Annotated in this window: 23 protein-coding genes; 6 read left to right on the plus strand and 17 right to left on the minus strand. The window is 69.5% G+C overall.

The genetic code is table 11. The features are described 5' to 3' along the window. Nucleotides 1-669: 669 nt before the first annotated feature. Nucleotides 670-1,845 carry a UDP-N-acetylglucosamine--N-acetylmuramyl-(pentapeptide) pyrophosphoryl-undecaprenol N-acetylglucosamine transferase gene (locus ACH4S7_RS02610; RefSeq protein ID WP_398519207.1) on the plus strand — a complete coding sequence of 392 codons (1,176 nt, stop codon included), beginning with the start codon at nucleotides 670-672 and terminating at the stop codon, nucleotides 1,843-1,845. Nucleotides 1,846-1,855: 10 nt separating this feature from the next. On the opposite strand, the gene ACH4S7_RS02615 is transcribed toward ACH4S7_RS02610, so the two are convergent. From ACH4S7_RS02615 to ACH4S7_RS02630, 4 genes are all read right to left on the minus strand, one after another. Beyond that, nucleotides 1,856-2,287, minus strand: a complete 432-nt coding sequence (locus ACH4S7_RS02615) for a low molecular weight phosphotyrosine protein phosphatase (RefSeq protein WP_398519208.1) — start codon at nucleotides 2,285-2,287, stop codon at nucleotides 1,856-1,858. Continuing rightward, nucleotides 2,287-3,420 carry a DegT/DnrJ/EryC1/StrS family aminotransferase gene (locus ACH4S7_RS02620; protein WP_398519209.1) on the minus strand — a complete coding sequence of 378 codons (1,134 nt, stop codon included), beginning with the start codon at nucleotides 3,418-3,420 and terminating at the stop codon, nucleotides 2,287-2,289. The genes ACH4S7_RS02615 and ACH4S7_RS02620 overlap by 1 nt, the downstream gene beginning before the upstream one ends. Then, the gene (locus ACH4S7_RS02625; protein WP_398519210.1) at nucleotides 3,417-4,277 is read right to left on the minus strand and encodes an ATP-grasp domain-containing protein; all 861 of its coding nucleotides are present in this window, start codon (nucleotides 4,275-4,277) and stop codon (nucleotides 3,417-3,419) included. Before ACH4S7_RS02625 ends, ACH4S7_RS02620 begins: the two co-directional genes overlap by 4 nt. 142 nt (nucleotides 4,278-4,419) lie before the next feature. Then, nucleotides 4,420-5,442 (minus strand): dTDP-glucose 4,6-dehydratase, encoded by a 1,023-nt coding sequence (locus tag ACH4S7_RS02630; RefSeq protein ID WP_398519211.1) that lies wholly within the window; start codon nucleotides 5,440-5,442, stop codon nucleotides 4,420-4,422. A gap of 240 nt (nucleotides 5,443-5,682) precedes the next feature. On the opposite strand from ACH4S7_RS02630, the gene ACH4S7_RS02635 reads away from it, so the two are divergent. Further along, a complete protein-coding gene (locus ACH4S7_RS02635) occupies nucleotides 5,683-7,074 on the plus strand; it encodes a sporulation protein (RefSeq protein WP_398519212.1) in 1,392 nt (463 codons plus the stop codon). 1,389 nt (nucleotides 7,075-8,463) lie between these two features. Here ACH4S7_RS02635 and ACH4S7_RS02640 read toward each other — a convergent pair. Continuing rightward, entirely contained in the window at nucleotides 8,464-8,919 is a 456-nt protein-coding gene (locus tag ACH4S7_RS02640) for a hypothetical protein (protein ID WP_398519213.1), read from the minus strand. Between the two features lie 195 nt (nucleotides 8,920-9,114). Between ACH4S7_RS02640 and ACH4S7_RS02645 the strand changes: the two genes are divergently transcribed. From ACH4S7_RS02645 to ACH4S7_RS02660, 4 genes are read left to right on the plus strand one after another with little or no spacing between them, the layout of a single operon-like run. Beyond that, nucleotides 9,115-9,744 carry a hypothetical protein gene (locus ACH4S7_RS02645; protein ID WP_398519214.1) on the plus strand — a complete coding sequence of 210 codons (630 nt, stop codon included), beginning with the start codon at nucleotides 9,115-9,117 and terminating at the stop codon, nucleotides 9,742-9,744. A gap of 22 nt (nucleotides 9,745-9,766) precedes the next feature. Beyond that, complete coding sequence (locus ACH4S7_RS02650) at nucleotides 9,767-10,318, plus strand: hypothetical protein (RefSeq protein WP_398519215.1); 552 nt, start codon at nucleotides 9,767-9,769, stop codon at nucleotides 10,316-10,318. A gap of 17 nt (nucleotides 10,319-10,335) precedes the next feature. After that, entirely contained in the window at nucleotides 10,336-11,535 is a 1,200-nt protein-coding gene (locus ACH4S7_RS02655) for an MAB_1171c family putative transporter (RefSeq protein ID WP_398519216.1), read from the plus strand. Then, entirely contained in the window at nucleotides 11,532-13,106 is a 1,575-nt protein-coding gene (locus ACH4S7_RS02660; RefSeq protein WP_398519217.1) for an amidase family protein, read from the plus strand. Before ACH4S7_RS02655 ends, ACH4S7_RS02660 begins: the two co-directional genes overlap by 4 nt. Nucleotides 13,107-13,196: 90 nt before the next feature. Here ACH4S7_RS02660 and ACH4S7_RS02665 read toward each other — a convergent pair whose 3' ends face one another. The 12 genes from ACH4S7_RS02665 to ACH4S7_RS02720 form a co-directional block, all read right to left on the minus strand. Continuing rightward, a complete protein-coding gene (locus tag ACH4S7_RS02665) occupies nucleotides 13,197-14,015 on the minus strand; it encodes an aminoglycoside phosphotransferase (protein ID WP_398519218.1) in 819 nt (272 codons plus the stop codon). A gap of 107 nt (nucleotides 14,016-14,122) precedes the next feature. Then, nucleotides 14,123-15,181 carry a phosphoadenosine phosphosulfate reductase family protein gene (locus ACH4S7_RS02670; RefSeq protein WP_398519219.1) on the minus strand — a complete coding sequence of 353 codons (1,059 nt, stop codon included), beginning with the start codon at nucleotides 15,179-15,181 and terminating at the stop codon, nucleotides 14,123-14,125. An 83-nt stretch (nucleotides 15,182-15,264) separates the two neighbouring features. After that, nucleotides 15,265-15,579, minus strand: a complete 315-nt coding sequence (locus ACH4S7_RS02675) for a hypothetical protein (protein ID WP_398519220.1) — start codon at nucleotides 15,577-15,579, stop codon at nucleotides 15,265-15,267. 263 nt (nucleotides 15,580-15,842) lie between these two features. Then, nucleotides 15,843-16,562 carry a hypothetical protein gene (locus ACH4S7_RS02680; protein WP_398519221.1) on the minus strand — a complete coding sequence of 240 codons (720 nt, stop codon included), beginning with the start codon at nucleotides 16,560-16,562 and terminating at the stop codon, nucleotides 15,843-15,845. Between the two features lie 113 nt (nucleotides 16,563-16,675). Continuing rightward, nucleotides 16,676-17,245: a hypothetical protein gene (locus tag ACH4S7_RS02685; protein ID WP_398519222.1), complete on the minus strand. Its 570-nt coding sequence runs from the start codon at nucleotides 17,243-17,245 to the stop codon at nucleotides 16,676-16,678. Nucleotides 17,246-17,353: 108 nt separating this feature from the next. Then, nucleotides 17,354-17,998, minus strand: coding sequence for a hypothetical protein (locus tag ACH4S7_RS02690; RefSeq protein WP_398519223.1), 645 nt, complete (start codon nucleotides 17,996-17,998; stop codon nucleotides 17,354-17,356). A gap of 272 nt (nucleotides 17,999-18,270) precedes the next feature. Next, a complete protein-coding gene (locus ACH4S7_RS02695; protein ID WP_398519224.1) occupies nucleotides 18,271-18,753 on the minus strand; it encodes a hypothetical protein in 483 nt (160 codons plus the stop codon). Nucleotides 18,754-18,827: 74 nt separating this feature from the next. Next, on the minus strand, nucleotides 18,828-19,286 hold the full coding sequence (locus ACH4S7_RS02700; protein WP_398519225.1) for a hypothetical protein: 459 nt from the start codon (nucleotides 19,284-19,286) through the stop codon (nucleotides 18,828-18,830). Nucleotides 19,287-19,382: 96 nt separating this feature from the next. Continuing rightward, nucleotides 19,383-21,104: a hypothetical protein gene (locus ACH4S7_RS02705; RefSeq protein WP_398519226.1), complete on the minus strand. Its 1,722-nt coding sequence runs from the start codon at nucleotides 21,102-21,104 to the stop codon at nucleotides 19,383-19,385. A 122-nt stretch (nucleotides 21,105-21,226) separates the two neighbouring features. Then, entirely contained in the window at nucleotides 21,227-21,646 is a 420-nt protein-coding gene (locus tag ACH4S7_RS02710) for a hypothetical protein (RefSeq protein WP_398519227.1), read from the minus strand. A gap of 106 nt (nucleotides 21,647-21,752) precedes the next feature. Then, the gene (locus ACH4S7_RS02715) at nucleotides 21,753-21,986 is read right to left on the minus strand and encodes a hypothetical protein (protein ID WP_398519228.1); all 234 of its coding nucleotides are present in this window, start codon (nucleotides 21,984-21,986) and stop codon (nucleotides 21,753-21,755) included. A gap of 148 nt (nucleotides 21,987-22,134) precedes the next feature. Continuing rightward, the gene (locus ACH4S7_RS02720) at nucleotides 22,135-22,380 is read right to left on the minus strand and encodes a hypothetical protein (protein ID WP_398519229.1); all 246 of its coding nucleotides are present in this window, start codon (nucleotides 22,378-22,380) and stop codon (nucleotides 22,135-22,137) included. Between the last annotated feature and the right edge of the window lie 41 nt (nucleotides 22,381-22,421).

Genomic DNA, 22,421 nt, shown 5'->3' on the forward strand with positions numbered 1-22,421 from the left:
GGAGTCGGGGAGGACCCCGCTCCACGAGCCCGCCGCCGGGGGGCGAGGCGCATCGGCGCACTGACCGGCCGTACGGAGCCGGGGCCACGAGCGGTCGGCTGATCCACGAAAAAGGGCCCCTGACCGGCGGTTTCGCTGGTCAGAAGCCCTTGGAGACAGACGAGTCGGGCTATACGCCGGGTTCTGTCACCGGATCGCTATGACCTGCACAAACGCCCGGCGAGGGCGCTTCCGTGGCTACCTTCATGGCTACCTTGAAAATGCGCCCCGTTCGGGGACCGGTCCGCGTCAGGCCCTGTTCGGCATGAGGACGAGGTGGGGGCGAAGACGCCGTGGGCGCTTCCTTCTCGGGCGGGTAGATGCCGCGGATCGCGGCGACGAGTTGGTCATGGGCCATGTCCGGGCCGACGCCTTCGACCCTCACCTGAACGTCGACTTCGACGCGGAGGAGGAAGAGTCAGTCGCAGCGCGACATCCCGGCAGGCCGAACTCCAAGCCTGCCGAGCTTCGCCGCCTCTGGCCGCGATACGGAAAGTGGCCGAAGGCGCTCTCGGCGAGGTCACTCCGGCGCATAGGAAGAACTGGAGGCGCGCGATGCACCACAAGCGGACGGTCTGCCCTCCAGCATCCTTCAGCGTGAGCGGCTGGGTAGCCAGTAGGGTGCGTGGGGTGCTGACTTCCTCCGTGCTCCCGCGTTCGTTCCGGCTGCTCGTGACGGGCGGGGGCACTGGCGGTCACACCTACCCGGCCCTGACAGCGATCCGTGCCCTGCAAGGCCGCCTCGCGGATGCGGGCAGCACGCTGGATGTGCTGTGGATCGGGACGGCGGACGGTCTCGAAGCGCGTGTCGCTCCGGCGGAGGGGATCGCGTTCAAGACGGTGGCCACAGGGAAGATCCGACGCTCGTCGAATCCGCTCAAGATGCTGTCCGCCGCGAATGTGAAGGACATGGCGCGGGTGCCGCTCGGCGTGGCTCAGGCCCGGTCAATCGTGTCCGGCTTCCAGCCGGACGTGGTCCTGGCAACGGGCGGGTACGTCGCGGTCCCGGCCGGGCTGGCCGCGCGGCTGTGCCGCGTTCCACTGGTCCTGCACGAGCAGACCGTCCGGCTCGGGCTGGCCAACCGCAAGCTCGCGAGTTCGGCAACGCGTATCGCGGTGTCCTCGGAGTCCTCGCTGCCCCTGCTGCCCTCCGAGGTCCGCGAGCGCACGGTCGTCACCGGGAACCCGGTGCGGCCGGAAGTACTGGGCGGTCACGCGGACAACGCGGTCGAGGCGCTGAGCCTGTACGGGTTCGACCGGCGCCTGCCGACCGTCTATGTCACCGGCGGCGCTCAGGGCGCCCAGCAGATCAACGGTGTCGTTCGTGACGTACTGCCCTGGCTGCTGAGTCACGCGAACGTGATCCACCAGTGCGGTCCGGCGAACGTGGACGGACTCCGGTCGGCCGCCGCCGGGCTCCCCCCGGCCCTCGCCGGCCGCTACCACCTGAGCGGGTTCGTCGGACCGGAACTGCCGGACGTGCTGGCACTGGCCGACATCGTGGTGTCCCGCAGCGGTGCCGGAACACTGGCGGAGCTGACCGCACTCGGCAAGCCGGCCGTGTTCGTACCGCTCGCCACATCAGCCGGGAACGAACAGGCCCACAACGCCGGGCACCTGGCCGACGCCGGGGCCGCGCTCGCCCTGCTCGGCGAAGTCACCGGCCAGGCTCTGCAAAGCGCGGTGTACCCGCTCCTGACCGACCCTGCTCTGCGGGCGGGAATGGCGGAACGGGCCCGGGCGCATGGGCGACCGGACGCGGCGGACAGGCTCGTGGACGTGGTGCTGTCCGCCGCAGCCAGCTGATCAGCCGCTTTCAGGGGTGGCGTCGTCCAATGTGCAGGGCTGTTCCTACCTCGATCACCACGGCACAGTCGTTGAAGGTGTTCTGGTCCTGGCTCATCGGGTCAGGAACATCGCGGCCGGGGAGGTAGAGGCGGAGCTTGTGGGTGTGGTGCCCGCCGTCGATCGCGCGGAGCGTGTCGAGGACGGCGGCGTCCATTGCCAGGACGTCATCCGCCCAGTCCAGGTCCTGCAGGGTGATCTGCTGTCCGCGGTGGTGGGTGAGGTCGAGCCCGAGGCGCCGGGCCGCGTTGATCATGGACGGGTTGGCGGGCTGGTCCCGCCATTGGCCAATCAGCCCGGCTGAGCGGACCGTCACCGCCGTCCCGCCTCTGCGGGTGAGCGCAACCTGGGCGAGCGGGCTTCGGCAATAGTTCCCCAGGCATACGGTCAGGAGCTTGCGCATCATGATCCTCCGACAGACTTGAGGGCCTGTTCAAGCGCGGTCACCACAAGGTCGATGTCCGTCTCGGTGAGGTGCTGGTGGAACGGCAGGCTGAGAATCTCCTCGCCGGCCTGTTCAGTGGCCAGCAGTCGGCGCTTCCAGGCAGCGAACGCGGGCTGGGTGTGGTTAGGCGGGTAGTGGACACCGACCCCGATGTCCCGGCCCCGGAGGTTCGTGAACACCTGGTCGCGGTGAGGGACGCGGACCTGGCACAGGTGCGGCACAGCGTGGTCCACGTCGACGTCGACGAGCGTCACGCGGTCCAGCGGGGCGAGTGCGTCGCGGTAGGTCCGCCACAGGTGGCGGCGGGTGTCCTCGGCGGCTTGAAAGCCGTCGAGCTGGACCAGACCGATGGCGGCGTTGATGGCTGAGAGCTGGTAGCGCAGGCCAAAGCCCTCCACGCGGTAGCTGGTGGTCTTCGTGCGCTCGCCCTGGGACTGGACCACGCCCAGCAGCCGGATCCGGCGGATCATGTCGGCTTCCGTGGACGTGCGGGGGATGACCATGCCGCCCTGGCCGCAGGTGAGATTCTTGATCGGCCCGAACGAGAAGCAGGTCAGTGCCCCGCTCGCCCCGACACGGCGTATGCCGTGTCGGGAGCCGAACGCGTGCGCCGCATCCTCGATGACGACGACGCCTCGTTCGTCGAGTTGCTCCTGGACGGCGGAGAGGTCGACGGGCCGGCCGCCGAACAGCACCGGAATGACGGCGGCGGTCCTGTCGGTAACGGCGTCCATGACGAGATGGTCGCTGACGCACAGAGTGGCGGGGTCGATGTCGACGAAGTGCGGGCTAGCGCCGACGGCCAGGATGGCCTGCACGGTCGCGCAGAACGTCATGGACGGCACGATCACCTCGTGGCCGGGCCCTATCCCGGCGGCGAGCAGCGCGGTGTGCAGGGCCGCGGTGCCGGAGGCGAGGGCCACGACGTCGGGGACGCCGAGGAAGTCGGCGATCCGCCGCTCGAACTCCTCGGTGACGTCGGTGTGTCCGTACTGCCCGCCCTCCAGGACTCGGGCAACTGCCGCGATCTCTCGCCCGCACAGGTACGGGCTGGCGTTACGCCGGGCGTCGGGCCTAGCTGATGCGGTCACGGTGCCTCTCCCTTCGCTGCGACCGTGCGCTCAAGCTCGGCTACGTCGCCGACGGCCAGGGTCTCGATGTAGTTGGTCAGGAACACACCGATCCGGCAGGTGAGGCGGCTGTGGTCGACCGGCAGGCCGAACAGGCCGTTGACCATCTGGCCGACGAGATCCGCGCCGGCCGCCTCGGTCAGGGGGAAGCCGCCGGCGATCCGCAGGTTCAGCTCGGTGATGGTGATCGTGCCGTCGGCGGAGACAAATCCCTGGACGCAGCAGAGGCCGCGGGCACCCACGGCATCCAGCGTCCGCACGACGAGGCCGCGCACGTTGGGGTCGTCGAACGTGGTGGAGACCGTTGCGAGGCCGGCCTTGACGAGATCGCGGCGGCGCAGGATGACCGAGGCGCGGCCGGTCCGGTCCACCAGGCAGTCCGCCGTGAATTCGGAGCCGTGGATCCGCTCCTGCACGATGGGCTCCGGGACGAGCTCACACAGTACGCGCGCGTGCTCCCGGCTGCGGACGAAGTGCACGTTCTGTGCGCCGTGGCCGCGGCGGGGCTTGACGACCAGCTCGGCGCTGTCCGGGACCTGGTCGATGTGCTGCGGCTGCCAGGTTCGCGGGGTTGCGATGCCGTGCTCGGTCAGCACCTCGTGAAAGAGGGCCTTGTCGGTGCAGGCGCGCACCGACAATGCGTCCGGGAGCCACAGGCGCACGCCGTCGCCTTCGAGTCGGGTCACCATCTGCGTCAGCGGTTCCAGGTCCGGCTCGATGCCGGCCACCACACCCTCGACGGCCTGATCCCGGCAGAGGCAGGCCATGACGCTCGGGTAGTCGGGGTCGCTGGCGAGGGGGATGACCTGGGGCACCACGGAGGGCAGCAAGAACCCGGGGGCGAGGTGGTTCGCGTCAACCGCGATGACCGTGTGACCCAGGCGGATGAGGCTGCGGGTCAGTCCGAAGCCCGGGTTGGCACCGACACCAGTTACCAGGATCCTGCGCGGGGTGTGCTGGTCAGTGGGCACAGGCTTCCTCTCCGGCGGGTGCGATCGCGTCCGTGATGCGGGCCGCGTACGGGGTGCGCGTCAGCGGCGCCCAGCGGTCGGGGTTGTGCCGATACCAGTCGACGGTCTCGGCCAGGCCCTCGTCGAGATCACGGGCCGGCCTGAAGCCGATCGCGGCGATCTTGTCCCAGTGCATCGAGTACCGCAGGTCGTTAGCCTGCCGGTCAGGAATGCAGGTGACCGAGTCCCAGTCCTTGCCGCACAGGGCCAGGAGCTTGACGGTCAGGTCCCGCACGGTGAGGTCGGTGCCGCCGCCCAGATTGTAGATCTCGCCCGGCTTCCCGTCGCGCAGGACCAGCTCGATGCCGGCGCAGTTGTCCTCAACATGCAGCCAGTTCCGCACGTGCTGCCCTTGGCCGTGCGGGGTCACCTTCTCGCCCTGCAGAAGGCGGGTGGTGAAGAGGGGGATGACCTTCTCCGGGAACTGGTGGGGTCCGTAGTTGTTCGAGCTGCGCGTCACGCAGACGGGCAGGCCGTAGGTCTGGAAGTGGCTCAGCGCCACGAGGTCGCTGGCGGCCTTCGACGCGGCGTAGGGGACGCCGGGCCGCAAGGGGGTGTCCTCGCTCGCCGAGCCTTCGGCCAGCGATCCGTACACCTCGTCGGTCGAGACGTGGACGAACTCGGCGATCCCGTGGCGGCCTGCAGAGGCGGCGAGGGTCTGGGTCCCCAGGACGTTCGTCATGAGGAAGCTGTCGGCCATGGTGAGGGAGCGGTCGACGTGGGACTCGGCGGCGAAGTGGACGACAGCCGTGTGCCTGGCCATGAGCTCGTCCACGAGCGGAGCGTCGAGGATGTTGCCGTGGACGAACACCAGCCTCGGGTCGAGCAATGCTTCCCCGAGGTTTCCGGTGTGGCCCGCGTAGGTGAGCGCGTCCAGCACGGTCACCCGGGACACGTCGTCCCGGCGCAGGATCCGCCGGACGAAGTGCGAACCGATGAAGCCGGCACCGCCGGTGACGAGGATTTCGTACATCTGACACCCACCTTGGTCGTGGACCGGGAAGGGACGGCGGCCCCCCGGAACTCCGAGGTCGGGACTCTCGGCAAGCCGCCGCCTGCATCCAGAGAACCGCCGGAGCCGGTGTGCGCGGGAGGCGAACCAGGGGGGCGAACAACGCACATCCGGTTCCCCCGCGTCACCCTCGCGGCCTACGGTCGGATCCACACCCGCGGCATCCACGTCGCAGGACACCGGCTGGCATGAGGGGGCTCGGTGGCACCCACGAAGGACCGCCAGGGCCATCCCAACGAGGACCTGGCCCGGCTCATCAAACAGGCCGGCGCGAGCCGCAAATCCCTGGCCGCGCAGATCAACAAGATCGGAGCAGCGGCCGGTGTTCCGCTCAGGTACGAGCACACCAGTGTCGCCAGATGGGTGAATCTCGGAATGATCCCGCGCGGCCGCACGCCCGAGTTCCTGGCCGCTGCGCTGGGCGAACGCCTCGGCAGAGCGGTGAGCGTGACCGAGATCGGCATGTACAGCAGGTCGGGCGGAAACTCTGACATGGGGTTGGATTTCGCCCGCGACCCCGTCGATGCGATCCGCGTCGCCGCGACCTACTGGAGAACCGTGGAACGCTCCCGCCGTCAGCTCATCAGCAACGGCTTCGCCATCGCCGCCTTCACCACCCCCGTCACCCGCTGGCTGGCCAAGCCAACCGACGCCCCGACCGCACATGAAGGCGGCCGTCAGGTCGGCCGCAGCGACCTCGACGAGCTGTGGAAGGCCGCCGATGAAGCCCGTCTGTGGGACTCCCGCTTCGGCGGCGGGAACTGGAAGGCCAGCTCCGTCACCGAATGTCTGCGCCTGAGTGCCGCAGCGCTGCTGACCGGTACCTACACCGAAACCATCGGGCGCGAGCTGTTCGCCGCGACCGCTGAGCTGTCCCGGGTCGTGGGTTGGTCAGCGGTCGACACCGGCCACCACGACGTCGCCCAGCGCCACTTCGTCCAGGCCCTGCGCCTGGCTCGGGCCGCAGGCAACGTGGAGAGCGGCTGCTACGTGCTGGCCACCATGGCGCTGCAGGCTTTCCTCCACGGACACCCTGAACAGGCCGCCGACATGGCCGAAGGCGCCTACGAACGCGGTCTCGGACACGCCGCACCCCGGGTGCTGGCCTTCGCGAAGCTGGCCGAGGCCCGCGCCCACGGGCGCACCGGAAACGCCAAAGCGGCCAAAACCGCGCTCGGCCGGACCGAGGAGCTCCTCGACTCCATCCGGCCGGGCAGCCACGATCCGGCACAGCTCGCCTACATGACCCACGCCCGGCTCGCCGCCGACGCCACCGAAGTGCACCGCGACCTCGCCGACCCCAAGGGTGCCTTCACCTGGAACGAGCTGGCCGAACCTATGCCGGCGGACCGCTTCACCCGAGCCACCGGCATCCGCATGGCTGTCCTGGCCACCAGCCACCTCCAGAACCGCGAACTCGAACGCGGCCTCACCGCCGCGAACACCTCGCTGCGCATCCTCAGCAACGTCCACTCCGCCCGCGCCCACAGCTACCTCCACGACGTGATTCGCGCCCTCACACCCTGGAAGGGGCAGCCCGAGGTAGCGGACCTGATCCAGCGCACGCGCACCGAGCTGCCCGCCGCAGCCTGATTCCGGCGGGCGGCCACTGGGTGTATCACACCGCACGGTGGGTGTCCGCGACCCTGCCACCCACTCCCCTCCCCGGGCGACCGACGCCCGCATCCGGCCCACGAGCGTGGCTACCTTCATGGCTACCTTCACAGCGCCGCACGCAGCAGAACAGTCCCGTTTGAACCGGTATGAAGCAAGGTTCGGTAAAGCTCTTCGATCTGCAAAAAGGGCCCCTGACCTGCAATTTGCTGGTCAGAAGCCCTAAGGGGCAGACGAGTCGGGCTGTACGCCGGGGACTGTCACCGCAGCGCTAACACCTGCACAAACGCCCGGCGAGGGCACTTTCGTGGCTACCCTCATGGCTACCCTGAGAAAGCATTCTTCGCCTCGGAGCACGACGAACCGCTGGTCACCCCATGGGCCGGCTGCCCCTCCAGGAAGTGCGCCAGCCGCAGCCGCTGAGTGTGGCGCATAGGGAGATGGGAAAGCCCTCGGGGCCCACGAACCGGACCTTCGTACTCTCGTCGGAGTCAGCCAGCGACCCGCCGACGAGCCCCCGATTCCTGGCAGGCACCGCGCGCTGAGCCACCTGCTCCAGCGTCTCGTACAGCCGCTGGGCACGCTGGCTGCGCGAGCTGCCGAATACCTCCCGGCCGGTGGTGAGCAGCAGGAGCCAGTGCGCGCCGGTCATCTCCATCCGGCTGGCCGCCCGTACCGCGCGCTTTGCACCGCCCGGTTCTCCCGCGCCTTCAGCGGCCCGCCCAGACGGGACACAAGCTCGTGCGCGGGTCCCCGCAGATTCTGGCGCGGATGCACAGGCATGCACTCGACCCTGGGCGGCTCCCGGCTCGGCGGCGCGGGCTGGTGGTGAGACGGGGGGCTGATCGCCGGCCGGGGCGTCGGTGGTGCAGGTGTGGGGGCCCGACGGCCCGACGTATGCGCAGGGGCAGCGCACCCATGGCCGCGGGGGCGTGACCTGTCGGCATCGCGTCCGAGGAGAGGAGGCTCCGCCTGTCGCGCCCGCCGATGTGGAGACCATCAGCCGAACGAACTTGTCCAACATTTGGACATAAAGTGTGATGTACGCCACTTGCACGTTAATGGTTAAACAGGCTTCGGGAATTCGGGCCACGGCTTCGGGAGGCAGGGCCGGCACGCAGCGATGGCGCGGCAATTTATCGGACCCGAGCGGCCAGGCGGCATCAGCTCGCACAAGCCGAAGGGCGGACCGAATTCGATCCGCCCCTGACGCGCAAGGCGCCCTACTGCTTCCTGGGACACACCCGTCAGCGGGGCACCTCGCACCGCACTCTCAGGGGTGCGACTGGCCTCGCCGGCGAGATGTCCACTCTTCCCCGAGCGGCGCGCGAAAAGGCAGGAAGACCCCATGCGGCATTGGGGAGTCGATCACACGGGCACGGATGCCCATGTCACATATCCGCCTTCGTCGCCGCGGTACTGCCCGATGTCGTCGACGAGGCGACGTACGAGGTAGAGGCCGGGCTCAACGTCGGGTCGCGGGAGCGGCCCCTGCGCTTCACCGACGGAGACCGTGAGGTGTGCTCCGTCGGCCACGATGCGTCCGAGGATGTCCGTGCTGTGCCGGCGCCGGGCGGTGATGTCGACGAGTTCGCGGACCACCGAGATCGCGTCCTCGCTGATCGCCTGCTCGGCTGGTGAGCCCTTCAGGAGCATGGGCAGGGTCCGGCGCGCGAAGGCCACTCCGCGGGCCATCGCGTCGACTGGCGTCACGTCTGGCCCCAGGCAGAAGGTGATCTCGCGGCCCAGCGCCAGCCGCCTCCATGGTGCCACTGGCGTCAGCAGCCCCCCGCGCAGGCCGCGTTCAGTGGAGGAAAGCGTCACGTCCACATTCATCCCATCACTAGAGCAGATTCGAATAGTAGTTCGAAGTGCGCTCTGCTTCATCAGAAGGTCTTCCCTGGTCGCGCCTTGTGGGCGGGGTCGAGCAATCTGAGTTGCTGTCGTAGGGTAAGCGGACCACATGATTCCGGATAGGGCAACTGACATGAACGACGAACTTGGGAGTGGGACGCTGCCATGACCCACGGCCACGGAGACGACATCCAGAAGGACGAGCTGACGCAGGGGAGCTTCGCCGAACGCCTGGACTACCTGTGCAAGCACTCCCCGCGGGGCCCGGTCTCCAACCCGCAGGTCGCCAAAATGCTGGCGGCCGAGGGGTTGCCCAGCCTGTCCGACACATATATGTGGCAACTGCGCTGTGGCCGGGCTGACAACCCTACGAAGAAGCACATGGACGGGCTCGCTGATTTCTTCGCCGTGCCGAAGGACTACTGGTCCAACCGGACGACCGCCACCGTCGTCAACAGCATGATCACCCGCCTCAACGGGTTCAAGAAGGATGGGGCAACCTCCGAGCAGTTGCACCGACAACTCGCTTCCTTCACAAAGCAGATGAGCGAGGGCGTCACGCCGGAGGCTCTGATCGAGCAGTTGGAGGAGTTGGCCCGGCTGAAATCGGCTGGAGTCACCGCAGATACGCTAAAACGTCTGCAAGACGCGCGGGTCACAGATATCGCCATGCGTGCGGTCGGTCTCTCCGACGAAGGGCTGACCGCCGCCGCAGCGATGATCGACCAGGTGCGCCGACTCGAAGGACTGCCCGCCAGACCACTTTCACCCGACCGCAGCCCGGGGGATACCTGACCACCATCGCAAGGAGCGATCGATGAGGCGCCGTGCACGCCGTAACGACCGAGATGAGCCGCCGATACCGGCTGACCCGGTTGTGGACGAGTGCCGCAGCTTCGTGCATTCCCTGGACCTCCCCCGGGTGGAAAGCGTGCGCGATCTCCGCAGCTACGTCGAGGAGCTGATCGGCGAACCAATCCAGATCGGACCGGGAAAGCCAGCCGGCACCGACACCCCGTGCGGCATGGTGGTCAAGAGCGGCGGGGTCAACTACATCGGGTACGACCCCGAGACCAGCACCGCTCACCAAGACCACATCATTGCCCACGAACTCGGCCACCTCCTGAAGGGCCACCGTGGCAGCAGGGTCTCCCCGGCTTCCGACGACGGGGTCATCCTCGGCGATCTCAATACGGACCTATGGGCGACCGTCCTGAACCGAACGAACTACGCCGAGACCATCGAACGGGAGGCGGAGGCCATCGCCTCCTTCCTCCAGGCACACGTCACCACCAGTACCAGCCCCCCGGAGCCTCAGAGCGAAGCGGCGGATCGCATCACGCGCACGCTCATGAGGCGCAATGACTGACATCAGATAAAGAAGACGTGAAAGACATACTCCACCCGCTGTGCCTGGCCATCGCAGGCACCGGTTTCCTACTGCTGCTCAAAGACCTGCGCACCGGCTGGCGCAAACCCGACCAGCGAGACCCCGCGCTCATCGCGCTCGCGCTCACGTACCTGTTCTCGTCCCTGAGCTACGCGATATCCCTGACCCCGGTATGGGTTCGCATCGACGGCGTGTTCGGTGTACCCAACATCGCCGTTCCGCTGGCACAGAGCTGCGTCATGCTGGTCTTCGGATTGCAGGCATCAGTCCTGGCCTTCTGGACGAAGCCTCCAGCCGCCGCCGCGCGGCGCGCACGGTGGCTACTCACCGGGGCGATCACGGTCATCCTGCTGATGGCGACCCTGTTCTCCATGCTCACACCGGTCTCGCCCCGGCCGACCGACTTCACGCTGTACTTCGCTCACGACCCGATTTTCCAGGCGTACCTGCTGCTCTACATGGGCGCCTACTCGGTCGCCCAGATCTACCTCGCGCGCGTGTGCTGGAAGTACGCCGGGGAAATCTCCGATCCGTGGATCAGCCGCGGTCTGCGGCTGATCGCCGTTGGTGCCGTCATCACCCTGGGATACAGCGGTATCCGTCTCAGCGCGATCCTCGGGGCCGAACTCGGCTTCAGCGTGCGCGCGCTGGAGCCGTACGCCTGGATCTGCGGTGACATCGGCGCGACCATGACCCAGGTCGGATACTTCATCCCCGTCGTGGCCAGCAGGTTCCTCGGCGCGCGCAGCCGACGTCGAGAACGCCGGCACTACCAGAAGCTGGAGGGGCTGTGGCAGGCGGTTTCCGATGCCGAGCCGAGCATCGTTCTCGTCGAGCCCACGAACAACTCCACCGACCTGGCCTTCGACCTGTACCGGCGCACCGTCGAGATCCGAGATGCCCAGATCGAACTGCGGCCGTTCCTCGATCCTGCGGTGCGCACCCTGGCGATGGAGCAGCGGGCGGCCTGGTGGCGGTCGCGGAAGGAGCACATCGCCGCTGTCACCGCCGACCAGATTCATGCCGCGCTCCTTCAGCGTCAGCACGGCCGGGTGAGCCAACCGGCTGCCTACGCTGACGCGACCTTGAACACCCCGACGCCCAAGGAAGACCTCCGCCACCTTGTCCGCGTCGCGCGGTACTTCACGGCACCGTCGAAACCCGAGGTAGCAGCCGTCCCGGGAGTCCGTACGTGAACCGCCGAGCCGTCATCACGGCGGCGGCCACCGTGGCCGCTGTCTCCCTGTCGAAGCCCGGCGTCGCGGCCGGCGTCACGGCAAGATCCAAGGACGTCATGAACAGCACCGCCCCGTATCGCTGGACCGCCCGAGCCCAGCTCGCCGCCCTTCGGCGAGGCACCTTCAGTGCCCGCGATCTTCTTGACCGGGTCCTGGCCCACCAAGCCGAAGTCAATCCGCGCCTCAACGCGGTGGTGACCCTGGATACGGACGGTGCCCGCGCCGCTGCGGGCAGGGCCGATGAGCACCTGGCCCGGACAGGGCGCACGCTCGGGCCGCTGCACGGGCTGCCCATCACCGTGAAGGACGCGTTGGAGACGCGGGGTGTGCGTACGACGTGCGGCAGCGCCGACCTGAGCGGCCACGTTCCCGCCGTGGACGCCGACGTCGTGGCGCTGCTCCGCGAAGCCGGGGCCGTCATCGTGGGCAAGACGAACACGCCGGCCATGTGCCAGGACCTCCAGACCACCAATGCGGTCTTCGGGAAGACGAGCAACCCCTTCTCTCCGGACCGCACGGCCGGTGGTTCTTCCGGTGGTCCGGCCGTCGCCGTGGCCACGGGCATGAGCGCCGTTGAGGTCGGCTCGGATCTTGGCGGGTCACTGCGGCTGCCCGCCGCCTACTGCGGTGTGTACGCGCTGCGCACCTCTCGCGGCACCGCGCCGATCGTTCCCACCCGTGGTCACATACCCCGGCCGCCGGGGTGGGCGACCTCTGGCGACATGCTCACCCTCGGCCCGATCGCGCGGAACGCTGATGACCTCGATCTGCTCTTGAATGTCCTCGCTGCTCCGGCGCCCGCCGACGCTGGAGCCTGGACGATCAGCCTCCCGGCCCCGACGAGGACGCACCTGGGGCAGTACCGGGTGGGGCTGTGGGCCGACGACGAGTTCTGCCGGGTGGACGTGGCAATCCGCGGCCTGATGGGGCAGGTTGCCGCGGCCCTGCGGGTCGCCGGCACCACGGTCGACGACCGGACGCGCCCGGTCGACTTCGCCGCGAGCAACACCCTGTTCGAGCGGCTGATGTTCGCGACCTCGGCGGTCACCGCCAGTCCGGAACAATTCGCTGGCGAGGTGAAGGCGGCCGACGCCGTGGCCGACGACTCACCGTCCGCGCTGTACCTGAAGTCCCGCACCATGCGTCACCGCGACTGGGCGCGCGCCGACGAGGACCGGCAGAGGCTCCGTGAGGAGTGGGCTGACTACTTCACCTCGCACGACGTGCTGATCACCCCGGCCGCCCCGACCGCGGCCGTCCTCGACCAGACGTCGGTTCTCCCGCAGGATCGGTACATCACCGTGGACGGCCAGAAGCGCAGCTTCTTCGACCAGACGAGCTGGGTCAACTTGGCTTCGCCGGTCGGTCTGCCTTCTGTGGTGATGCCCGTCGGCCGGACACGCGACGGTCTGCCGCTCTCCATTCAGATCGTCGGTCCGTACCTGTCCGACCGGACCGTTGTCGCCGTTGCAAAGCTGCTCTCCGCGGTCCTTCCCGCGTCGCCGCAGGCTCCTGCCCTGTCGGCCTGACCTGCCGGCCGGGTGCCGTCCATTGGCGGCGGCGAGCGGAGGGGGCCTTGGGCCTGTCGGGTACGGGGCCCCGCCGTGCGCTTGGCGGCGTCACGTGGCGGTGAGGGCCTTGCGGTGCATCAGCCAGGATTGGGCGGCGACGCGAACCCGGGTCGTCCAGGGGGCCGGGTCGCTGTCGATCTCTTCCCAGAGGTTCGCGTTGGCCGCGGCGAAGGCGGTCAACGCGGCGGGCGGGGCCTGGCGGAAGGCGGGAATCGCTGCGGCCTGGCGCTCAGCGCTGAGGGCGGTGTGTCGACCTGACGCGATGAGCCAGATGACCCAGTAGGCCGCGTCCAGCCAGGCCGAGCCGCGCGTCGCCCATGCCCAGTCCACGAGCCAAGCGCGCCCTCCCACGACGAGTACGTTCTCGTCGTTGAGGTCGGTGTGACACAGATGGTCGCCCCGGAAGTGGTCGAGATCGGCAGGGGACGCTGCGTAGCTGCCGAGGCGCTGTTCTGCGTGACGCAGTTCGACTCCCTCTGGGCGCAGGCCGGTGAGGCGGGTGAGGAGCGCCGCTACCCGGGGGAGGTCGGACGAGCCGGGGCGGTAGTCGGCGTGATGGCCGCCATCGAGCGATTCGAAGACGTTCAAGTCCCAGCCGTCCGCGACGGTGCGCAGGCGGAGCTGCGGGGCGGCTTCAACGAGGATGGGGGCCACTGCGGCCTCGCGTGCCTGCGTCCACACGCGGGGGTGGGTGGTGCGCAGCCCCTTGACGTGGAACGCGCCCTGGGGCGTGACGATCCGCGCCGCGATATCGGAGTTCAACCCGCCTAGGGTGTTCTCGATCTCTACGATCGGCCCGAGCTGCTGTGCGAGTGCCGTACGGCGGCCGACTGGGAGGTCTTCGAAGGGGACACGATCCGTAGCCACCGCGTCAGCCTGCCATACCGGGGCTGCGAGCGGGGCCGGCCGCCCCCGGGTGGTCCCGGCATCGACTGGTCTATGGCCCCGGCCGGTGGGCCGGGGCCGAAGGGCTGTCAGGCCACCAGGTCGAGGCGTTCCTGTTCGACGCGGGCGAGGTACTTGCGGGTGGCGTTCTTGCCGATGTAGCCAGAGAGGGCCGTGCCGCGCGGCGGGCGTCGCAGTTCCCCGTGCTCGGCGTCCAGGGCCTTGGCCCGTTCGACGATCTCACGCATGGACAGCCCGTGCTTGAAGTCGGTGCCGACGCTGCGCTCGACGGCGACGAACTCGGCGGCCTTCATCGGTCGGAGCCGCGCGGCAAGGACGACGTCCGCCTCGCAGCCGAGGACGCAGAACGAGCAGGACAGGCGGCTCATGCCCCAGTCGTACGCCTCGTGGTACGGCAGGCCGGAGCGGGCGATCTCCTTCCACACCTCGGCGTCCGACCAGCCGTGGATCGGGCGCCAGACCGTGACGTGCCTCTTGCCGCTGCTCGCCGGCCGGTCGATCTCGACGGGGGCGAGCTTCGCACGCGGCGCGGACTCGGCGGCTCTCTGGCCCATGCAGGACAGGATGCGCGCCGGGCGGCCCAGGTCGCCGAGTTCGGCGACGAGCCGAGTGATCAGCTTCCGGATCGGGCCCCGCTTCAGATCCGACGTGCACCATCTGGCGGCACTGGAAGGCCAGGCCGGGGCGATCTTCACCGCGGCCGGGTCAAGGCCCTGGTCGCGGGCCTCCTTCTCGGCCCTGGCCTTGAGCTTGAAGAACCGGGCAACGGTGCGGGCCAGGAGGTCACCGCCCTCGGCCCTGACGACTTCGAACCGGACGCCGAGACGACGGGCCTGGTCGGCGGCAAGCTTGCGGGTCCCCTCCCACTCGATATCCCCGAGATCGGCGTGGACGACCACGACCCGGTGGAGCAAACCGAGCTTCGCGGCCAGGGCACACACGTGGGAGGCCATGGCCTGGCTGTCCTTCCCGCCGCTGGAGTTCAGGAGAATCCAGTCGGCGGCGCGCAGCAGGGCGGCCGGGAGAGTGGTGGCCGGCAGGTCGGGGACGGACGGGTGGGTGCGACGGGCGCGCGGCCTCTTGGGCGCGGTGGCGATGTCGGTGAACAGGGTCAGTTGAGCGCTCACGGTGCGGTGTCCTCGGCGGCAGGGACGGCAGGGAGGGGGTGGTGCGCCGGGGGCGCGGTGGGCGCGCCCCCGGCGCAGGAGCGCTAGGAGGGGTTCTCGACGAGCCAGTCGGCGAACTCGTTGCCCTGGACGGTCCACACGTCATTGCGGGCGGCCATACAGCCGGTTCCGGGCTCCCAGCGGAGGGAGGAGCGCAGGAAGGACATGGGAACGTGGCCGTCGGCGCGGACCTCGTCGAGGTTGAGGACGGTGCCGGCCCAGGCGTAGACGGTGCGGCCGTAGTTCTCGTGGGTGGAGAGGCGGTCGAGGCGGACACGCATTCCGTGGGTGCGCACGATGTCGCCCTGGGCGAGCTGACTGCTGTCCTTGACGGTGACGTTCGGGGTGGTGGTGGTCATAGCTGCCTCTTGGTGTGGTTGAGGGGTGGGGAGGGTGCCGGGGCGCGACGGTCTGCGTCGCGCCCCGGTGGCGGCGATGTCAGGCCGCGAGGTGCTGCGCGGGGTAGCGCTGTCCTGCCGCCAGTCGGAGAGGGAGGTCAGGAGGCGGTTGCGCCACGCGAGGGCGTACCGGATGCAGTTCGAGCACGACTTGTGCGTGCAGCCGGGCAGCGTGGCGTGGTGGCGGGCGTTGAAGCTCCAGGCGAGGGAATCGGAGCTGACGGTTACGGCTCCCCGGAGGGTCTGGCGGCCGGCGAGATGCGCTCCATGCGGGCGCGGGCGGCCCTGATCGGCGCGGGCGGGTTCGTCGAGTGCAGATGGCGGACCCGGCGAGGAAGCGGGCGCAGCTCGTTCGCGGGTACTTCCCGTTCGGCGTGATGCCTGCTCCACGTGCACGGCCACACGCGCACGGTGCCGTCGGACATCGGCCATCCGTAGACGTACACGAGGATGTCCGGCTTCCCGGACCGTCGCCAGATGGCCCGGGAGTTCATTGGCATCCGGGCGGAGAACGCGGGGGCCGTGAGCGGCATCCCGACCAGTTTCCGGCCGCGCACGGTGATGTAAGGGAAGGCGTTGGCGGCCCACCGGTCGACTGCGTCCACGGGCTGTCCGGTGGGGTCCCGGAATACGATCAGGCCGTCCCGGCTCAGAGTGCAGCCCGCAGCGTGGTTCAGCGACGACGTCATGCCCGTCTCCGGGTTCGCGCGCTTGAGGCTGAGGAACCGGTCGAGCGGTATGAGCGCCGTGCGGCCGGCGCCGGTGAGCCACCGCAGGCCGGTACGGGGTTCGGTGCGTGCCCAGGCTTCGGGAAGTGCGTTGAGGGTCCGGGCGGGGGTGTCGGCCGGCAGGCGCCCACCGGCGTCGATGGCGGCGAGCATCGCTCTGCGCTGCCCTTTGGGCATCTTCTGGATGCTGTAGGGCGACAGGGGTTCGGGGGACACGGGTGGACCTTTCGGTTCGGGTCTCGGCGGGTTGCTCTCCCGCTGAAGGGGCTGTCAGCCACCGGGCTGGGAGCGGCCTCGCGTCGGTCGCTCCCAGCCCGGGGCGGCCGTAACTAGGGGCGGGTCCTGCGGCGCGAACGGCTGCGGTTCAAGCGCTTGCGGAGCACCCTGACCCTGCGGCGGCGATCCTTTCGGACGGCGTCCATGGCCATCTCGGCCCGGATGCGGACCCAGGCGCAGGCCGCACAGTCGCTGTCCGGCTCGTCGTCGTGGTCCCCGTCGTCGTGGCTGGCCCGGACGTCGGCGCAGCTACCGCACTCGCCGTTCCACCCTCCACCGTCGATCGGCTCCCGGCAGTGGGCGTTGTCGCACAAGCCGGGGCACGCGTTCCGGGTGCACCGGCCGTTCACGATGTGCGATTCGTACTCGTCCTCCTCGCAGTCCTCGCAGACCACGGGGTCGTCGCCGTTGATCTGGGCGAGGGCCGGGCGGGCAGGGTTGTCGATGGCGACCGCCGTGATCTTGGGTCCGGCAGCGGTGGCGCAGTTGACCTTGAAGATGCTTCCGTCGATCTCCTGGTACAGCTCCTGTGCGGTGAAGAGGTCAGGGGCCTCGATGGACACCGTCACCTGGTAGGTCGGCAGGAAGGTGAAGGTGTGCGTGGGCATGACGGTTTCAGGCATGGGCGTCTCCGGGCAGAGCGCGGCCGGGGCGCGGCGCGCGAGGGTACGGGGCGGGGAGAGTGCGGGGCGGGGGTGGCTTGTGTCAGCCGCTGCCGCTCCGACGGGTGCTCAGCGGGCGGAGCGGGTGAGGAAGTCGGCGATGGCCTCGGCTGCGGCGGTGGAGTCGGCCGTGCAGTCCACAGGGCCGCCGTCGCCACTGATGAACAGCGGAGCGCCGATGGGCTCCCCGTTGGCGTCGTGCTCGAACACGGTCCAGCCGGTGTGGGCTGACGGCATGTGGTCCACCGAGGGATTGCGGTCGCCGATGCTCAGATGCGGACAGGTGTAGATGTCCGCCGTCGCGGTAGTCGGGTTCAGCGGTATGGCGTAACTCATGCCGAGGTGGTCGCTGTGAGCGGTGATGCCCCGCGTGGTGAGAGCGGTGCGCAGGACGGCTCCGGCCGAGGGTCGGGGGGTGCTGAACCACTCGACGGCAGTGCGCGCGCACTGGTCCGCGTCGCGCCGAAGCGCCTCGCACACGGTGTCGATCTCATCGAAGTCCCAGACAGGGTCCGGCCTCCAGGCCGTGACGCGGTGTCCGAGGTCCGTGTCGCCGAACGGTCTGCCGTCGACCCCGCACAGGAGGAGGTGCTCGCCCTTCAGCGCGCTGTCTCGCGGGACGTCGGCAGGATGGGCGACGACGAAGCCCTCCTCGTCGAGGTAGGCAGGGACCCCGGCGGCGGCAAGCGCTTCGAGGACGGTGAGAGTGAACATGGGGGGCCTTTCGGTTCGGGTCTGCGGTGGGTTGCTCTCCCACCAACACTCTAAATACTACAGCACGCGTCACGCTGGGTCCAGTCGCCCGCTTGCGGGTCGCCCGGGACTCCGGGTGCTCGGGGCGTGACCCGTGCCGGCCGATCGGGGGTGCGGGGGTGGATGTGCCGTCGCCCGCCATGGGCGCCCCCGGCCGCGTCGCACGTACGGCAGGGCTCCATTCAGAGAGGGGCCGCGCCGTCGGGCGTGATCGGCGCGGCCCGAGGGGACGGTCAGGCGGTGCGGTGCGCCTGAGGGAAACCGGAGACGATGCGACGGCCCAGTTCGGTCGCGTACGGGGCGTTCAGGGGGCCGCGTACGCCGTCGTCGCCGTCGTTGGGGCGGATGGCCCCGCCAGTGTCGCGGAATTCGATCAGGCCGTCGCGGTGCAGGGCCTTCGCGGTCGGCCACGGGGTGTCCCGGGGCAGGCGACCTTCGGGCCCGGCCGTACGGAGCGCGGTGTGCCCGGCGTCGGTGAGCAGCACTCGGCGGCCCCGGCTGTTGATGGACAGGAACGTCGGGCCGTCGTATCCAGCCCAGCGTGCGCCTGCGGCGGCGCGGCCGGCGTTGGTCACCTCGGTCACCCAGCGGGCGAGGTGGATGGCGTCCAGGACGCGGATGTCGGTGCCGGAGGGTACGCGGCCCTTCGAGTCGGCGAGAGCGGCCAGCAGCGCGCGTCGGTGGGCGGGAGTCGGGGTCTTGCGGGCGGTGGCCATTGAGGTGGTCCTTCTCAGCGGGAGGGGCGGGGCGCAGGTCGGCGCTCGTCCTGCGCCCCGGTGCAGGCGTTCGGTCAGAGGACGTCGGTGACGTCGTAGAAGGCGTCCAGCCCCCCGGAGAGGCGGGTTGCGTCCAGGTAGAGGCTGGGCGCGGTGATCTCCGCCCTCACCTGACGCTCGTACTCGGCGTCGGCGACGATCCGAACGACGTGGTCCACGGTGCGCTCGCCGAGCAGCGTCCAGTGCTCGACGGCGTACCGGGCACCACCGCGGACGGGGTCGGTGTACTCGGTGAGGCTGATGCTCATCACGCGAACCGCGGGAACGCTGAGGCTGCTGATCATGGACGTGCGCAGGGTGCGGCCTCCGTTGAGCGCGTAGGCGTACGCGCCTCGGTGCTCGTCGACGATGCTGACGCTGCCGCGCCTGCGGATGTCGCCTTCGGCGTTGAAGCGGTGGTTCTGGAGGGTGCGCAGCGGCCCGTACCGGGCGGTGAGTTCGCCGACGGCGGGCAGGGTCAGGGTCAAGGACACAACGGTCCCCTTTCGATTCGGGTCTGATTGGCGGCTGCTCTCCGCCAACACCATGAATACTACAGCACGCGTCACGCTGGGGGTAGGTGTGCTGATCTAGTTCGTCATCATGTTGGTCAAGTGGGGGCCGACGTACCCGACGACCAGACGGCCGGCAGTGCCGCCCTCCACCCCCTTCACGTCGTCCAGGAAGTACAGCCGGGGCGCGACGGGCGACTGAGCGCCGAGCTTGAGGTGCGATTGCATCTCCGCGCGACCTCCGGGGACCGGGAACACCCGCTGCCGCCCGTACTTCTCCATCGTTGACGCGCTCTCCGCCATCGCGACCTGCTTGATCGGGTACGGCTTCGCGCCGGGGGGCGGGCTCATGCAGAACTGGTAGAAGCCGCCGTTGAACCCGTCGCGCGCCGCTGCGGCGTACGAGTCGAGTGACACCATGGCCGTCCAACCCTTGGCCGCCCAGGTGCGCGACATGGGGTACTCGTCGAGCCCGACGGCGATCCGACGGTCCGCCGTCACCGTCAGATGCTCCAGCTCCTCCAGCCGCTCCCACAGCGCCTCGAAGCTGCCCGGCGTGCCCGGCAGGTTCACCGCCGCCTCCGCGACCACTTCGGAGCGGCCCTGACGGAGCAGCAGCACCCGCAGCCGGTCCGACTCGGACCGCGCCTGTTGCAGCGCGTCCAGCGTCGTCAGATGGTCCTCGATCTCACTGTCGCGCTCGGCGATGACGGCCTGGAGCCGGTCGCGCGCGGAGCTGCTGGCGCGCTCCGCGAGGTCGACGCTGCGCCCCATCTCGGACAGCTCCTTGTCGGCCTGGTCCAGCAGCCCGGTCAGCAAGGTCACCTCGACGCGCAGCTCCTCCTCCTGCTCGCTCGTGCGCTGTGCCGGTGCGGAGGTCAGCAGCCTCGCCTTGTCCATGGATTCGCGGCGTTCCTGGCGGTGCTGCGCGGCGACGGGGTCGGAGAACGTCACGGAGGAGAGGCCGCGAGGCAGCGGGCGTTCCAGGGCAAGGGTGTGCACGCGGCGAGCGACGTTGCGCCACGTCTGGTCGGCCGGGTCCAGCCATCGAACGGGGCCCATGACCCGGTGCCGGGACGCGTCCGCCGCCCAGGCCGGGTCGACGAGCGGCAGGAACGTGCGCACCGCGCCGGGGCCGACACGGTGATCGTGGCCGATCGCCTCACGGAAGGCGTCGACTGCGGGGAGGTCCCATAGCAGATACGCGGACGCGTCCCCGGCGACATGGCGCATGGTGCCGGCCACCCGCTTCGACCACAGCGGGTCGGCTTGTGCGGGGCGGGCGGCGACGACGACGGGCATCTGGCGCTCGGGGTCGCACAGCACGGCGACGAGCGGGTGAACGCGGTCGCGGCTGACGCGCAGCGCGTCGGCGGTCAGGCGGGACATGCCATCGCGTGGACGTAGCTCCGCCACCAGATCGCGGATCAGGTTCGGCTTGCCGCTGCGGATCGCCTGCGGGGTGTTCGGGAAACACTCCAGGTCGATGCTCACCGACCCGGAGCCGGTGGCCGACAGGACGGCCGTGACGGTCGTGCGCCAGGTCGCCTCTGCCTTGTCCTCGCGGAGCTGGATACGGGCGGCGCACTCGGCTCCCTGATCGTCGTACGCGGCCTGTGAGAGCAGCACGGACGACTCGTCGAGCGAATGCTGTCCCGTGCCGAGGGGGACCGCGCCTCGGACCTTCTTCTTTAGCCATCGTCCCGACAGGGATCGGACGGTGTCGAGCATCGCGGACGCATCGGGGACGGTGAACACGGATCGGTGGGCGAGCGTGCTGTCACTGGAAGGGGTGGTCACTGGAGCCTCGACGTGGAAGGGCCCCGGCCGGGCCGCGAGAAGCGGACATGGACGGGTTGGGGGCAAGGGGATTCCCTGGGGAGGGGGAGAGGCGCGCCCGCCGTGACGGGCGCGCCGGGCGTTCACCAGCCGAAGTGGCTGCGGCCGTCGGGGTGGAGATGAACTGGATCGACGTTCAGGTGTTGCGTGGCGGCGCAGTTCTTCAAGGTGCGGGCGACCATGGACCACCCGGACTCGCCGACAATCCAGCCGCAGAAGTGGCCGGTGCCGAACCGCTCGTACTCGGCGACGCCCCACTCCTCGGGGTAAAGGCCGATGACGGCTTGAAGGATCGCGTGGACGGCGCGCGTCTCGTAGGTGTCGGCATCGAAGCGGCGCACCTCCAAGCGGCTGTGGCCGTAGTGCTTCCCGTCCGCAGGGCCAGCCATCGCCAGCCGTTCGGCGACAGCGTCGGGCAGAACCACAGTGGGGCGGCCCCACCAGTTGAGGGGGACGGCGATCTGGGCCAGCCTCAGTTCGGCGAGGGGCGTTGCAGCGTCCATGGAGGCAGGGACCTTTCAGAGGAGAGAGAGGGGGGTTTCGCGAGTTTTGAGAGACCTCTACGCGCGCGCACGCGTAAGAGCGCCCCTTGGTTGAGACAGGTGTGGCCTAGCCGTGGGCGAGTTCGTGGATGGTCAGCCACCCTGTGGCGATGCCGGGCGCGGGGTTCGGAACGAAGACGCGGACGCGGTACGCGGTGTGGCCGGTGGCGCTCCAGAAGCGCTCGAAGTAGAAGGTGCGGCCGTTGATGCGGCGGGTGTGGTCCGCCCGTCCGCCGCCCTGGCTGTCCGGGTGGTGGTTCTGGGCGTAGCGGGGAGTGATGGTGAAGGGCTCGGTGGGCACGGTGGTCCTCTCGGGCGGGTTCGGGGGTGCGGCGAGTGCCGGCACCGGTGCTACTGGGCTGGGGGGGCACCGCCCGCTGGGCGGGGGGCGGTGCCCGTGGGTGGGGTTGGCGGGACGGGCGGGCTATTCCGCCCGTCCCGGAGTTGCCCTATTCGGTGTGCAGTTCGTGGATGAGCTGCCAGTTCACGAGGGGTTCCGGGGTGATCGGCACCGCGTTGCCGGTCACCCGGACGTAGGCGCGGAACGTGGCGTAGCCCTGGGCGGTGTAGCCGTGCTGAAAGTGGTAGAGGCGGCCGTTGATCAGTCGCATGTGTTCGTTCCAGCCGTCGCCTTCACCGTCGGGGTGGAGGTGCTGGTCGAAGCGGGGGCTGATGGTGACGGGCTGCACGGGCATGGCTTTCCTCTATGTGGGTGGGCGGGGTGCCGCCCGCCGTG

This window comes from Streptomyces sp. NPDC020965 (assembly GCF_044333555.1).
Lineage (GTDB): Bacteria > Actinomycetota > Actinomycetes > Streptomycetales > Streptomycetaceae > Streptomyces.